Genomic DNA, 13,571 nt, shown 5'->3' on the forward strand with positions numbered 1-13,571 from the left:
TCACACTTTGGCGGATCATGCGCATTTGGCCAGCGCGCCACGAGGAGAGTTCTTCGATGACTAAATTTCGGCACGTGATCTGGATGGTGATCGCTGCAAGCGGTCTGGTCCTTTCGGCCCCGCAGAGCCAGGCGCAGATGCGACAGCCCGACGTCGGCGACCAGCCGGGGCTTATCCCTGACGAGTCGATCGAACTCGATCCGCAGTTCAAAAAGACCGCGGTACTCTATCGCACCAACGAAGCGCCGGGCACCATCATCGTCGTCACGGCCGAACGTCATCTCTATCTCATTCAGGGCAACGGCCGTGCGCTGCGCTATGGCATCGGCGTCGGCCGCGAGGGATTCCAGTGGCAGGGCCTGGTCAACATCACGCGCAAGGCGGAATGGCCGGACTGGACGCCGCCGCCGGAGATGATCGCGCGCCAGCCCTACCTGCCGCGCTTCATGGCCGGCGGTCCCGGCAATCCGCTCGGGGCGCGCGCGATGTATCTCGGCACCACCGTCTACCGCATCCACGGCACCAACCGGCCTGACACGATCGGTACCGCCGTCTCCTCCGGCTGCTTCCGGCTGGTCAACGCCGACGTTGCCGACCTCTACGAGCGTGTGCCGGTCGGCACCAAGGTCATCATCCGGCAAAAGCCGGAATTGTAATTGCGACACGGCCTCTCCTGCGGATCCATTCCCTGAAATTAGTGAGTTAAAAAATGCTACGGACATTTCGAGGCGGCCTCCTGATCGGGCTGGCGGTCGCAGTCGCGATCGCGGCTATCGCAATCACCTATGAGCGTTACGACACCAAGACGCTGAAGCGGACTATCCGCCGCGGCGACGTGCTGTGCGGCGTCAACAAGGGCCTGCCCGGCTTCTCAATCCCTGACGACAAAGGCGACTGGACCGGCTTCGACGTCGACTTCTGCCGCGCGGTGGCCGCGGCGATCTTCGACGACCCCAAGAAGGCGAAGTTCATCCCGCTCGACGCCAATGAGCGTTTCAAGGAACTGCAGAGCCGCAAGGTCGACATCCTTTCCCGCAACACGACCTGGAGCATGTCGCGCGAGAGCAACTACGCGCTCTATTTCCCGGCCGTCGCCTATTACGACGGCCAGGGCTTCATGCTGCCACGCTCGCGCAACATCGATTCGGCGCTGGACCTCAACAACAGCAAGGTTTGCGTGCAGGAGGGGACGACGACGGTACTCAACGTCGCCGACCATTTCCGCGCCAACAACATGAAATACACCGAGGTCAAATTTCCCAAGCTGGAAGACGTACTCAAGGCCTATGAATCCGGCAAGTGCGACACCTTCACCGCCGACGTCTCTCAGCTCTACGCGCTCCGCTTGAACCTTATCCAGCCGAGCGACCATGTCATCCTGCCAGACGTCATCTCCAAGGAGCCGCTCGCGCCCGTGGTGCGCCAGCGCGACGACGACTGGATGATGCTCGTGAAGTGGACGCTGTATGCGATGATCAACGCCGAGGAACTCGGCATCACCTCGAAGAACATCGACGAGGCGCTGAAGTCGAAGAAACCCGACGTGATGCGGCTGGTCGGCACCGAGGGCAGCTATGGCGAGGACCTCGGGCTGCCCAAGGATTGGGCCGCCCGCATCATTCGCCACGTCGGCAATTACGGCGAGGTCTACGAGCGCAATGTCGGCGAAGGATCGAAGCTGAAGATCCCGCGCGGGCTGAATTCGCTCTGGAGCAACGGCGGCATCCAGTACGCTCCGCCGATACGGTGACGGCCGCGAGGCCGTCATTCCGGGGCGCGCTTAGCGCGAACCCGGAATCTCGAGATTCCGGGTCTGGTCCTTCGGACCATCCCGGAATGACCGGGTAGCCTTCAATACCCCTTCATCCGCGCCAGTTGATCCGCGTGGTAGTTGCTGTCCCCGAACAATTCCTGGCAGACCCGCGCGCGCTTCATGAAGAAGCCGATGTCGAACTGGTCGGTCATGCCCATGCCGCCATGCATCTGCACGCCCTCCTGCACCGCCAGCGTCGCGGTGGTGCCGGCGCGTGCCTTGGCAACTGCGACCACGGCACCCGCGTGATCGAAATCGCCGTCCAGCGTTTGCAGCGCCCTCAGGACGGCCGCGCGGGTGATCTCGATATCGATATAAAGCTGAGCCGCGCGGTGCTGCAGCGCCTGGAATTCGCCGATCAGTTTGCCGAACTGCTTGCGTTCCTTGAGATAGGTGACGGTGCGGCCGAACACCTCCTCGCTCAGGCCCACCATTTCGGAGGCCACCGCACCGCGGCCGATATTGAGCACGCCGTCCAGCAGCGCCCCGCCCTGATCGACCTCGCCGAGCACATGATCAGCATCGACCTCGACATTGGCGAATTCGATTCTGGCGGCGTTATGCACATCGACCATCACGGTGCGTTCGATGGCGACTCCCCTGGCCTTGGGATCGACCAGAAACAGCGTCAGCCCGTTGCGCTCGCCGGCCGCGCCGCCGGTGCGGCCGGCAACGATCAGAAGATCGGCGGCGTGGCCATCGACCACGAGGGCCTTGGCGCCGTTCAGTTTGAACCCGTTGCCGGAACGCACCGCCTGCAACCTTGTCTGCAGCGGACGATGTTTTGCGCCTTCGTCGATCGCGAGCGCAGCCAGCAGCGAGCCGTCGGCGATCTTCGGCAGATGCGCCGATTTCTGCGCCTCGCTGCCGCCGCGCGACAATGCCGAGGCCGCCAGGATCGCCGTCGACAAGAACGGCGACGGCATCAGGGTGCGGCCGATTTCCTCCATCACCACGCCGGCCTCGACACAGCCGAGCCCGCTGCCGCCGAAATTTTCGGGCACCAGCAATCCGGAAAAGCCCATCTCGGCAAACGCCTTCCAGAGGTCGCGGGAAAAGCCCGTGGCGTCTTTGCTGTCGCGCAAGCTGCGCAGATGCGACACCGGCGCCTTGTCGCTGATGAGACCGCGCGCGCTGTCGCGCAGCATGGATTGTTCTTCGGTGAGGACGAGGGGCATTGGCTGTTCCAGTTCAAAAGTAGCGCGTGAATTTTGAGGCGTCATTCCGGGGCGATGCGCAGCATCGAACCCGGAATCTCGAGGTTCCGGGTTCACGCTCCGCGTGCCCCGGAACGACGGAAAGAGCCTCACGCCCCCGGCAGATCGAGGATGCGCTTGGCGACAATGCCGAGCATCACCTCGCTAGTACCGCCTTCGATCGAGTTGGCCTTGGTGCGCAGCCAGGCGCGCGGACGGGCGCCGCCCCTGGAGCGCCCGCTTTCCCATTCCAGCGCATCGATGCCGCCGGCCGACATCAGGATTTCGTGGCGGCGCTTGTTGAGCTCGGTGCCGTAATACTTCATCGCCGAGGAAAACGCCGGATGCGACTGCCCGGCCTTGGCGAGATCAACGGCGCGCTCGGCCACGGCCGCAAACGCCGCCTCGTCGATGTCGAACGCGGCGATCTGGCCACGCAGCATGGCATCATCGAGCCGGCCGGAATCATCGCTACCGACGGAGTCAGCGGCGACCTGCCCAAGCGGACGGCCAATACCGCGCTCGCCAGTGCCCGAGATCATCGCGCGCTCATGCTGCAGCAAATATTTCGCGACATCCCAGCCGCGGTTGACTTGGCCTACCACATGCGACTTCGGCACGCGGACATTGTCGAAGAAGGTTTCGCAGAACGGCGAATAGCCCGATATCAACAGGATGGGCTTGGTTGAAACGCCCTTCGAGGCCATGTCGAACAGGATAAAACTGATGCCGTCGTGCTTCTTCGCCGCGGGATCGGTCCGCACCAGGCAGAAGATCCAGTCGGCGTAGTTCGCGTATGATGTCCAGATCTTCTGACCATTGATGATGTAATCGTCGCCGTCGCTCTCGGCACGGGTCTGCAGCGAGGCGAGGTCCGATCCGGCGTTCGGCTCGGAATAGCCCTGGCACCAGCGGATCAGGCCCGCGGCGATTTTTGGCAGATGCTCCTTCTTCTGCGCCTCGTTACCGTACTTCAGCAGTGCCGGCCCGAGCATCCAGATGCCGAAACTCGACAGCGGCGACCGCGCGCCCATTGCCGCCATCTCCTCGCGCAGCACCTTGTGCTCGGCGCGATCGAGCCCTCCGCCGCCATATTCCTTCGGCCAATCCGGCACGGTCCAGCCCTTGTCGCGCATCCGCTCGAACCAGACGCGCTGCGGCTCGGACGAGAATTTTGCGTTACGTCCGCCCCAATAGGTATCGTTCTCCGAGGTCATCGGACGCCGCATCTCCGGCGGGCAATTGGCCTCCAGCCAGGCGCGGGTTTCACGGCGGAATGTTTCCAGATCGGACATGATGGCGTTTCCATGTGGGATGTTGAGGTGACCTTAGCCCTCGCGTTGCGGAATTCAATATATGTCTGACGTCAGCCCATGCCGCGCCGACGGTAGTCATGACGCCCGATCGGGTGTATGCGCAAAGCCGTAACGATTGAAAAACAACAGGAAACCGGCATGCGCCTGAAATTGCTTTCGCCTGGCGAAATGAGCGCCGACCAGAAAGAAACCTACGACGAAGCGATATCAGGCAAGCGCGGCGCCCCGCCGGCGCCGATGATGGCCTGGCTCAACAGTCCCGAGATGGCGCGGCATGCCACAAGGCTCGGCGAGCAACTTCGGTTCAACACGATGTTTCCGGCAAAGCTTTCCGAGATCGCGATCCTCGTCACCGCGCGGCACTGGACCTCGCACTACGAATGGTTCGCGCACAAGCGCCTGGCGTTGAAGGGCGGTATGGATCCCAAGATCATCGAGGACATCCGCGACCGCCGCACGCCGACCTTCGACGATCCCAAGGGCCAGATGATCTACGACGTCGCCAAGTCGCTGCATGAGGGCAAAGGCGTGTCGCAGCCGCTGTATGACGAGGCCGTGAAGGTGCTCACCGAACGCGGGATCGTCGAGGTGATCGGGCTGTGCGGCTATTACACCATGGTATCGATGACGCTGAACACGTTTGAGTTCGGACTGCCTGACGGAGAGGTGTCAGATCTTGCGTGAGCGCGTACGGTGCGTAACTCTCCCTCTCCCGCAAGCGGGCGAGGTTGAGATCAACAAGCGGAGACAACATGCCCGAGAACCCACCCATCATTGCCGGCACCCGGATCGGGCATGTCCACCTCAAGGTCGCTGACCTCGAGCGCGCGCTCGGCTTCTATTGCGGCGTGCTTGGCTTCGAGGTGATGCAGCGGATGGGCGCCAGCGCGGCATTCATTTCGGCCGGCGGCTATCATCATCACATCGGCCTCAACACCTGGGAAAGCAAAGGCGGCCATCCGCCGCCGCCGGGCACCACCGGGCTGTTTCACACCGCCATTCTCTATCCGACGCGCCCCGCGCTGGCGGATGCGCTGTATCGCGTGATCGAGGCCGGCATCGAGCTCGATGGCGCCAGCGACCACGGCGTCAGCGAGGCGCTTTATTTGCGCGATCCCGACCAGAACGGCGTCGAGCTCTACCGCGACCGGCCGCAGGAAGAATGGCCTCGCGCACCGGATGGATCGCTCGCGATGTTCACGAAAAGGCTGGATCTGGAGGATCTGTTGCGGCAGCGGGAGGCATAAGACGGCACATCGTCAAAGCATATTCAACAAACTTGCGAGCCAACCGGATACATAGAGACCGAGACCGAAGATCGCGTGCGTGAGGAGGCTATGCAGGCGAGCGGCCATCGGGCGCGACGTGCGGCTGGCGGCGACGCCGAGGCCCATTCCGGGCTGCATCAGCAGAAACGGGAAGGTCACGCTGCCGACGCCGACAACCAGCGGAGGGCCGATGGTTGGATGGTGGACCCAGTCGAGGCCCCAGATCGCAAGCAGCATGGCCGCGAGCACGATGCCGATCAGATAGTGGGCACCCCACCCGATCAGGCGTTCGCCCTCTACCGGCGGAGAGACGGCGATTTGATCGTGGCGAAAGCGCCCGCGCAGCAGATGGCCGATCCAGCGGCCCACCAAACCATAGTCCAATGGGGCAATGCCGAGCAGCCGCTTCCGCAGCGCGGTCCAGCCGTCCATGATCGCCGTCGCACCTGATCCCATCAAGACCGCGTCTATGAGATAGTTCGTTGCCTCAACCACGCGCCGTCTCCGCCGCCGCGTCCGATGCAGCCCCTGCTCGAGCGCGCACCATCCAGCAGGCGGCTGTAAAGCGAACCTCTGCTTCGTGCACAAAAGGAGAAAAGGCGGCGCGAACCGTCTCGATGACCTGCGCACGGACCCGGCTGTCCGTCTCCTGCAGGATCAGGCCGACGGGACCAAGCTGCGACAAGTAACGGACCAGTTCCTTCTCGGATAACGTGCAGGTGACATCGATGGGCCGGATATCGATTTCGGCCCAGCCGCTCTCTTGAAGGATGGCGTTGACCCGGTAGCGGTCGGCGAAGGCGAACTGTCCCGGTGCTCCCGGCCGGCGGGCGGGTAGATTTGGCAGCAGCGGTGCCGCGGCACGTTCGGCTGTTGTCATGAACGTATTTTCCGCGGGCTCCCGCCAGGCAACGAATCGCATCTCGGCGTCATTCTTGGCGGCGCGCCGCAGGTTCGAGAAGGCGCGAACCGGATTTCCAACGAACATCACGCCGAAGCGCGAGATGATCGTATCGAATCTGTCGGGCTGGAACGCATACGTCTCTGCGCTGGCGCAAACGAAGCTCGCCGGCACGCGCTCCGACTCGGCGCAGGCTCGGGCGGCCGCGATCATCGGCTCCGAAATGTCGATGCCGGTGCAGCTTCCCTTTGTTGCGAGCCGCCGCGCGACCGCGAGCGTTGTGCCGCCCGCGCCACAGCCGACGTCGAGCACGCAGGCACCGGATCGGGAGGCAACCGCTTCGACGAGGATTTCCTTGAACGGTTTGAATATCCGTTCGATCACATCCTGAGTTCCAAGCCAGGCGCGTCCCGCGGGACCGTTCCAAAGTCTCATTTGTTCGTCATCGCTCAGGTGCGCTGCATCCATGATCCGTCTTCCTTGTTGCTTGCCTTCACCGAAGGGAAGGCTCCATGATGCCAGTTCAAGTCAACTTGAGGTCAAGAGATGGATGGCATTGATATCGCGGAGGTGGCGCAGCGTTCCGGCGTTCCCGCCTCGACGCTGCGGTTCTACGAGGAAAAGCGGCTGATCGCCTCGATCGGGAGGCGTGGTCTGCGCCGCTTGTTCGATGCGACCGTGCTGGAGCGGTTGGCGCTGATAGCGGTGGGGGGCGCGCCGCCGGATTTTCGCTCGACGAGATTGCGCGGATGTTCGCGCCCGACGGACGGCCGCGTATCGATCGGAAGATGCTCGTGGCGAAGGCGGAGGAGCTAGACAGGACAATTCGCAGACTGAACGCCATGCGGGACGGCCTGCGCCATGCTGCGGCGTGCCCCGCGCCAAGCCACATGGAATGCCCGACCTTCCGTCGCATTCTGCGGGCCGCCGCGTCAGGTGCTATTGGTCGACGGGAGAGGGCTCGGCGGCCATCGCGGGCACTAGTCCGGTAACGGCAATCGTCACCGTTCAGCCGAAAGCCTCTTCACTTGGACGTTCCGCGAATCATGACCAGCACCGCCGCCGTCAGCTCCACCGCGACGCAGCCGTAGAACGGCAGCGTATAGCTGCCGGACAGATCGCGCAGCAGGCCGACCACGCCGGGACCGAACGCGTAAGTGATCTGGTTGACTGCCGTGATCAGGCTGACCAGCACGCCGAACGAACGCGGATCGAACTCGCGCTGCACGATCAGCGCCGGCAGCGTGATCAGATTGCCGACCGAAAAGCCGAACAGCGCACAGGCCGCGATCAGCGCGTAATCATGATGCACGTTGATGATGATCAGCAGCGCGATCGCCTGGCTGACGAACGAAAGCGACGACGCCAGCCGCTGATTCATCCGGTCGATCACGAACGAAAACAGCACGCGGCCGACCACCGCCATCGCGGTCAATAGCGCCACCGCAATCGCCGCCTGCTGCCGCCCGATCACCGAATCCAGAAACGAGATCAAATGCACGATGAAGCCGACCTGTGCGAACAGCACCAGCGCGAACGCCGCTGACACCGAGAGGAAGCCGATATCGCGAAAGGCGCGTGCGCGAATTTGCGTCGGCGACGGCGCGTCCGCGGCCTCGACATCGCCTGCGCTCGAATGGGCCGGCGGCCGTCCGACGGCCAGCAGGATCACCGGCACCATCACCGCGACCATCACCACCGCGGACGCGGTCATCGCGCGGGAAAAACCGAAATGGCCGATCGCCATGACCAGCAAGGGGACGCCGGCGATGCCGCCAAAGCTCGCGCCGTTCAGCGCCAGGCTGATCGCCATGCCGCGCTTCTTGTCGAACCAGAGGCCCAGCACGTTGGTGATGATGCCGAGGCTGGTGCCGGCCCAGCCGAAGGCGAGCACGGCATTGGCAAGGTAAAGCTGCCAAGGCTCGCGCACCTGCCCGATCGAGATCGCGGCGGCGGCCATCGCGAACGTTCCCGCGATCAGGCAATTGCGCGGGCCGAACGCCTTGATGGCTTCGCTGACGAACGCCACCAGCGCGGCGCCGAACAGATAGAAGAACGTGGTGCCGGACGAGATCAGCGACGCCGGCCAGCCGTGCAACCGCTGCAGTTCGGCGACATAGACGCTCTGGCCATAGAAGCCGAGCCCCCAGCCGAACGTCGCCAGCAGGAAACAGACGACGACGATGCGCCAGCCGTCGTAGCGGATCGAGGTCTCGTCGCGAGCGGTGTAGTTGAGAGCGTCCAAGAGAGGCCTCTTCGTTTCTGTCGCGTCATTGCCGCGCTTGCCGGGCACATGTCGGCAACAGCGAACAAAGCTGCAAGGGCGATCAATTCGACGGACACCGAACTGTCAGCAGATGGCAACAATAGCGTTTTCGAGCGAAGTGGATCCCGGTTCGCGTAAAGAAAACGCGTCAAACAAAAAGCTAGCCTGCCGGCTTCGACGGATCGTAGAAGAACCGTTCGCGGAAAACCCTGTCGCCGCGCCATTCCTGCAGCGCAACTTCGTCGAACCGGCCGGTCTTGCCGGAATGGTAGACGAACTCGAACACCCAGTTGATCGCGACGCGATCGCCCTCGACGATCGACGTCACGCAAGTCGACGTGACGCTCTTCACGCGTTCCAGCACCGCGCGCTCATGCGCCACCAGAACATCGCGGCCGACCCGCGGCGTCGCCGCGTTCTCCTGCATGCTGGCGTCCTCGGTATAGAAACGCTCGATCGCCCCGGCGTGATCGCCAGAGACGACGGCTGCAATGAACTCATCGAGCCGGGCGCGCGTCGGCATGGGACCTCCAGCAATTGACGTGAGAATTATAGCGTTTTCGAGCGAAGTGGGCACCGGTTCGCGCGAAGAAAACGCGTCAAACATGAATCTGCAGCTTCGGTTCTGATTCAATCAGAACCGAAGCTCTAAATACTCAGATCGGGAATCTCGTCGACCGCCCGCAATTTTGCGCGCTGCTTGGCGAATGACGCAAGCGACAAAACCGCAAGACCCAGCAGCACCGGCGGAAACACCACCATGTTGACCATCGACCAGCCGTAATGCGCCAGCAACTGGCCGGACGAGAACGAGCCCAGCGCCATCATCCCGAACACCAGGAAATCGTTGAAGGCCTGCACCTTGTTGCGTTCCTGCGGCCAATGCGTCTCCAGCACCAGTGCCGACGCGCCGATAAATGCAAAGTTCCACCCCACCCCGAGCACGATCAGCGTCGCCCAGAAATGCATCGCGGTGATGCCGGCAAGGCCGATTCCCGCCGCAGCCGCTTCCAGCAGCAGGCCGAGCGCCACGATCCTTGGCGCGCCGAAGCGTGCGATCAGCGAGCCCGTGAAGAAGCTCGGCCCGTACATCGCCACGATGTGCCACTGAATGCCGAAATTGGAATCGCTGACCGTCAGGCCGCACATCTTCATGGCGAGCGGCGCCGAGGTCATCACCAGATTCATCATGGGGTAGGCAATCACCCCGCACATCGCGGCCGCAATGAAGCGCGGCTGCCGCGCGATCGTCCACAGCGGCCGGCCGCCATGCATATCCGACGGCGCCGGCTTCGGTGCATCGACACCCCACAGCACCGCCATAGCCACCAGCGCGACAAAGGCCTGCACCACGAAGCTGCAGGCAAACAGATAAGGCGGCCAGATATCCATGGTCCACTGCACGAGCTGCGGACCGAGCACGCCGGCGAATACGCCGCCCGCCATCACCCAGGACAATGCCTTGGGACGGAATGCGGCACTGGCGCCGTCGGCGGCGGCAAAGCGATAGGATTGCGCCACCGCGCCGTAGAAACCGCCGAGGAACGTCGCGCCGCAGAACAGCCAGAACGAAGCGTACAGGACGGCGACGGCGGCGAACGCGCCGGTCAGCACGCCGCAGAACGTACCGATGATGAAAGCTGCGCGGCGGCCATAGGCGCGCGAGATCGCGCCAGTGGGCAGCGTGCCGGCGGCGAGCCCGAGCACATACATCGAGAGCGGCACGGTGGCGAACGTGATGCTCGGCGCCAGTGTCGCGCCGACGATCGAGCCGGTGGCGAAGATGACCGCCGAATTGGCGCCGGTCAGCGCCTGCGCCGCGGCAAGCCTCAGCACATTGGCGCGCGCGCGTGCGTCGTTAGTTACCTCTACGGTAGCAGTCGTATCCAGCATCGGCCTTCCCGCCCGGCAGGCCCCGGGCAGGGAGCCTTATCGATTCATTGCGGGCCACTATGAAGACGTGAGGAGGCGCGATCAACCGGCGCAAACGGGCGCAGGCCATGCGAAGCGCGCACCCGCTCGTCGCGGAAAATGCGTCCTCGGGCCGAAGGGCAGACCAGCGCCGCGCACCCGCTCGCGCGAGCGAGCGGACAGCAGACTACGTTACGCGAAAGCGTCCTTTCACGGCCGCTTCTTGCCCGGTTTCCTTTCGGCTCGCACCGCACCGGTCTTGTGGACTTTTGAGCGAGGATCGGCCACGCCGGGGCGCGGGAAACCTGGATTCCAATCAAGCGTAATCGTGGCGGCGAAGCCGAAGAAGCTGGAGCGGCTCATGCCGAGCTCTGTGGCGCGCTTGTCGACCCGCGTAATCAGGCTCTTCGGCAAATAGACGTTCACCCGCTCGGACGGATCGGGCGGATCGACCCCGACAATAAAATAGGCGACGACGTCGGCGCCCTTGGGCAACGCGATCTGCTCGATCGGCGTCGGCTCCGGCAGCGGCCTGCCCTGCTCTGCCATTCCGTCCACCGCTCGCGCCAGCGCGCCCTCCGCTTTCTCGATCGCCTCTTCCTGCGAACGCCCGCCGGCCACGCAGCCCGGAAAATCGGGAAACCATGCGCCGAGCGCACCGCGCGGACCGCGCTCCAGCACTGCCGGATAATGCCGCTTCTTCAATCTGGCCTCCTCGCGAGTGGTATGCTATTTAACACACACGGGGTGTGTCAAATCACACAATGATGATAGCATGGGCCAGGATGGCGGGCAAAATGGACACGCAGGCTGAACTCCGCATTATCCGTGCGGCCTACGCCAAACAGGTGCTTGCCGCCGCAAACGTGACCGATGCGCGCGTAGCCCAAGCGTTTGCGACCATTCCGCGCGAGGATTTTCTCGGCCCGGGTCCGTGGCTGGTAAGACGGTGGATGCGCGACTATGTGTCGACGCCCGACGCCGATCCCGTCTATCTCTATACCGACGATCTGGTCGCGCTGGTGCCCGAGCGTGGCGTCAATAACGGGCAACCGTCGCTGCACGCCCATCTCATCCATCAGGCCTTGCCCGCGGTCGGCGGGCACGTGGTGCATGTTGGGACTGGCACGGGCTATTACACCGCCATCCTCGCACATCTCGTCGGGCCGTCCGGGCGGGTAACGGGAATCGAATATGATGGGAGCCTTGCCGCGCGTGCCGGAGCCAACCTGGCACCCTATCCGAATGTCGCGGTTATTGAAGGCGACGGCACGCAGGTGCCGTTCGATGCCGCCGACGTGATCTATGTCAATGCCGGCTGCACGCGACCGGCGACATGCTGGCTCGATGGCCTTGCCGATGGCGGCCGCCTGATCATGCCGATGACGTCGGATCGGGGATTTGGCGGCGTTACGCCGGAGCGCATGGCGAGTGCCGGCGCCGTGTTCCGAATTGAGCGAAGAGCGGCGGACTATTTTGCATATTGGGTCTCGCCCGTTGCGATCTTTCCCTGCGCCGGCAGCCGCGACGAGGCGTCCGAACGGGCGCTGGCCGAAGCCTTTGCCCGTGGCGGCTTGCAAAAGGTGACGCGGCTGTACCGCGACCAGGACGTTTCCGACGAGCGCTGCTGGCTTCGCGGGCCGGGCTGGTGCCTCGCCTTCAATTGACGCGCCAAAGGGCGACTACGCTGACAGGTCCGATCGCTGAAAAGCCAGGATCATATTGTTGGCGGGCATTTGCACGGTTTCGATCAATGCAAGGCCAACGTCTGCCGCGAGCTTCTCGACATCGGCGACGTCGCGCACGCCCCATTCGGCGTCCTGCTGGCGAAGGCTGGTGTCGAACACGGCGTTACTCATCGCGGTGTGCTTGCCGTCGCGCTTGAACGGGCCGTACAGAAACAACCGACCGTCAGCGCGCAGATATCGTCCCGCGCCGGCGAACAGGCCCTCGGCGACGCGCCAGGGCGCGATGTGGATCACGTTGGCGCAGAACACCGCCAGCAATTCCGCCGGACCGCCGCCGTCTCGCATCGCCGAAGACCAGACGGGATCGGTGAGATCAATGCGGTGCGGCGGACGAATGTTGGGCATGCCGGCATAGGCGCGCCACGCTTCGATGCTCTTCAGGTGCCGCTCGTTGAGATCGCTCGGCCACCAGGTGATGTCGGGGGTGTGTTTTGCAAAATGCACCACATGCTGGCCGGTGCCGCTGCCGGCCTCCAGCACGTCACCGGATTTGCCGGCGAGAAATTTCTGCAGCACCGCCCAGATCGGCACATGATTGCGGTGGAATGCCGCCGCATCGAGCCGGCCGTCCGGTTCGACCGGCCGGCCATCCTTGCCGAATTCCACGACATATTCGGCCATTACCGCCTCGCCCGAAAATCGTTGCAGAAATCGTTACACGCCTGAAACGCGGGAAGCGTCACTTCAGTTCGCCGCAATAAATCTCTTTCAGCACCTGCAGCAGGCGCAATGCACGCTCGTCGGCCACCCGATAATGCAGCGTCTGCGACGTCCGCCGGAATTCGACCAGACCATCGGCGCGCAATTTCGCCAGATGCTGCGACAATGCGGACTGGCTCAGCTTGACGATGCCGACGAGTTCCCCGACCGTCATCTCGCCGCGCACGGCAAGAAAACAGAGGATCAGCAAACGCTTTTCGTTGGCCAGCATTTTCAGGAGTTGGGCGGCTTCGCCGGCCTGCTTCGCCAGTTTCTTCAGCGCCGCCGCCTCGTCGGCGCCAGGGGCGATTTGCGTCTCTTTGGCTGCCGCCGCGGCTGCTCTCATAGCGTCAAATCCGGGATGGTTTTCCGTGCCTGCGAAGCACAGATAACATATTAGCGTCTCATCCTTTCTTTAGCATTGACTAAATTAGCAAATGTCGATACCGGTTC

General features: G+C 63.4%; 15 protein-coding genes and 1 pseudogene. 6 read left to right on the forward strand and 10 right to left on the reverse strand.

Features of this window, described 5'->3' with window-relative positions; all coding sequences use genetic code 11:
- Positions 1-56: 56 nt before the first annotated feature.
- On the forward strand, positions 57-656 hold the full coding sequence (locus tag V1288_RS08605; RefSeq protein WP_334356636.1) for a L,D-transpeptidase: 600 nt from the start codon (positions 57-59) through the stop codon (positions 654-656).
- Positions 657-709: 53 nt separating this feature from the next.
- On the forward strand, positions 710-1,750 hold the full coding sequence (locus V1288_RS08610) for an amino acid ABC transporter substrate-binding protein (RefSeq protein WP_334356637.1): 1,041 nt from the start codon (positions 710-712) through the stop codon (positions 1,748-1,750).
- A 101-nt stretch (positions 1,751-1,851) separates the two neighbouring features.
- On the opposite strand, the gene V1288_RS08615 is transcribed toward V1288_RS08610, so the two are convergent.
- Positions 1,852-2,991, reverse strand: a complete 1,140-nt coding sequence (locus V1288_RS08615; protein WP_334356638.1) for an acyl-CoA dehydrogenase family protein — start codon at positions 2,989-2,991, stop codon at positions 1,852-1,854.
- Positions 2,992-3,119: 128 nt separating this feature from the next.
- Positions 3,120-4,304 (reverse strand): acyl-CoA dehydrogenase family protein, encoded by a 1,185-nt coding sequence (locus V1288_RS08620; protein WP_334356639.1) that lies wholly within the window; start codon positions 4,302-4,304, stop codon positions 3,120-3,122.
- Positions 4,305-4,463: 159 nt separating this feature from the next.
- Here V1288_RS08620 and V1288_RS08625 point away from each other — a divergent pair, with 159 nt between their 5' ends.
- Both V1288_RS08625 and V1288_RS08630 read left to right on the forward strand, forming a co-directional pair.
- Complete coding sequence (locus tag V1288_RS08625; protein ID WP_334356640.1) at positions 4,464-5,009, forward strand: carboxymuconolactone decarboxylase family protein; 546 nt, start codon at positions 4,464-4,466, stop codon at positions 5,007-5,009.
- A 68-nt stretch (positions 5,010-5,077) separates the two neighbouring features.
- On the forward strand, positions 5,078-5,572 hold the full coding sequence (locus tag V1288_RS08630) for a VOC family protein (RefSeq protein WP_334356641.1): 495 nt from the start codon (positions 5,078-5,080) through the stop codon (positions 5,570-5,572).
- A gap of 12 nt (positions 5,573-5,584) precedes the next feature.
- On the opposite strand, the gene V1288_RS08635 is transcribed toward V1288_RS08630, so the two are convergent.
- Entirely contained in the window at positions 5,585-6,049 is a 465-nt protein-coding gene (locus V1288_RS08635; protein WP_334361251.1) for a DUF2938 domain-containing protein, read from the reverse strand.
- A 31-nt stretch (positions 6,050-6,080) separates the two neighbouring features.
- Positions 6,081-6,962 carry a class I SAM-dependent methyltransferase gene (locus V1288_RS08640; protein WP_334356642.1) on the reverse strand — a complete coding sequence of 294 codons (882 nt, stop codon included), beginning with the start codon at positions 6,960-6,962 and terminating at the stop codon, positions 6,081-6,083.
- A gap of 78 nt (positions 6,963-7,040) precedes the next feature.
- Between V1288_RS08640 and V1288_RS08645 the strand changes: the two are divergent.
- A pseudogene (locus V1288_RS08645) lies at positions 7,041-7,486 on the forward strand (helix-turn-helix domain-containing protein).
- A gap of 32 nt (positions 7,487-7,518) precedes the next feature.
- Here the strand turns inward: V1288_RS08645 and V1288_RS08650 are convergent.
- From V1288_RS08650 to V1288_RS08665, 4 genes are all read right to left on the reverse strand, one after another.
- The gene (locus tag V1288_RS08650) at positions 7,519-8,739 is read right to left on the reverse strand and encodes an MFS transporter (protein ID WP_334356643.1); all 1,221 of its coding nucleotides are present in this window, start codon (positions 8,737-8,739) and stop codon (positions 7,519-7,521) included.
- 181 nt (positions 8,740-8,920) lie between these two features.
- Positions 8,921-9,283 (reverse strand): nuclear transport factor 2 family protein, encoded by a 363-nt coding sequence (locus tag V1288_RS08655; RefSeq protein WP_334356644.1) that lies wholly within the window; start codon positions 9,281-9,283, stop codon positions 8,921-8,923.
- A 125-nt stretch (positions 9,284-9,408) separates the two neighbouring features.
- Positions 9,409-10,653, reverse strand: coding sequence for an MFS transporter (locus V1288_RS08660; protein ID WP_334356645.1), 1,245 nt, complete (start codon positions 10,651-10,653; stop codon positions 9,409-9,411).
- Between the two features lie 228 nt (positions 10,654-10,881).
- Complete coding sequence (locus V1288_RS08665) at positions 10,882-11,376, reverse strand: type II toxin-antitoxin system HicB family antitoxin (protein WP_334356646.1); 495 nt, start codon at positions 11,374-11,376, stop codon at positions 10,882-10,884.
- A gap of 92 nt (positions 11,377-11,468) precedes the next feature.
- Here V1288_RS08665 and V1288_RS08670 point away from each other — a divergent pair, with 92 nt between their 5' ends.
- Entirely contained in the window at positions 11,469-12,338 is an 870-nt protein-coding gene (locus tag V1288_RS08670) for a protein-L-isoaspartate O-methyltransferase family protein (RefSeq protein ID WP_334356647.1), read from the forward strand.
- 15 nt (positions 12,339-12,353) lie between these two features.
- On the opposite strand, the gene V1288_RS08675 is transcribed toward V1288_RS08670, so the two are convergent.
- Together V1288_RS08675 and V1288_RS08680 are read right to left on the reverse strand one after the other, a co-directional pair.
- On the reverse strand, positions 12,354-13,040 hold the full coding sequence (locus V1288_RS08675; RefSeq protein WP_334356648.1) for a DUF938 domain-containing protein: 687 nt from the start codon (positions 13,038-13,040) through the stop codon (positions 12,354-12,356).
- A 58-nt stretch (positions 13,041-13,098) separates the two neighbouring features.
- A complete protein-coding gene (locus V1288_RS08680; RefSeq protein WP_334356649.1) occupies positions 13,099-13,464 on the reverse strand; it encodes an ArsR/SmtB family transcription factor in 366 nt (121 codons plus the stop codon).
- Positions 13,465-13,571: the final 107 nt, after the last annotated feature.

Source organism: Bradyrhizobium sp. AZCC 2176, from assembly GCF_036924645.1.
Classification (GTDB): Bacteria; Pseudomonadota; Alphaproteobacteria; order Rhizobiales; family Xanthobacteraceae; genus Bradyrhizobium.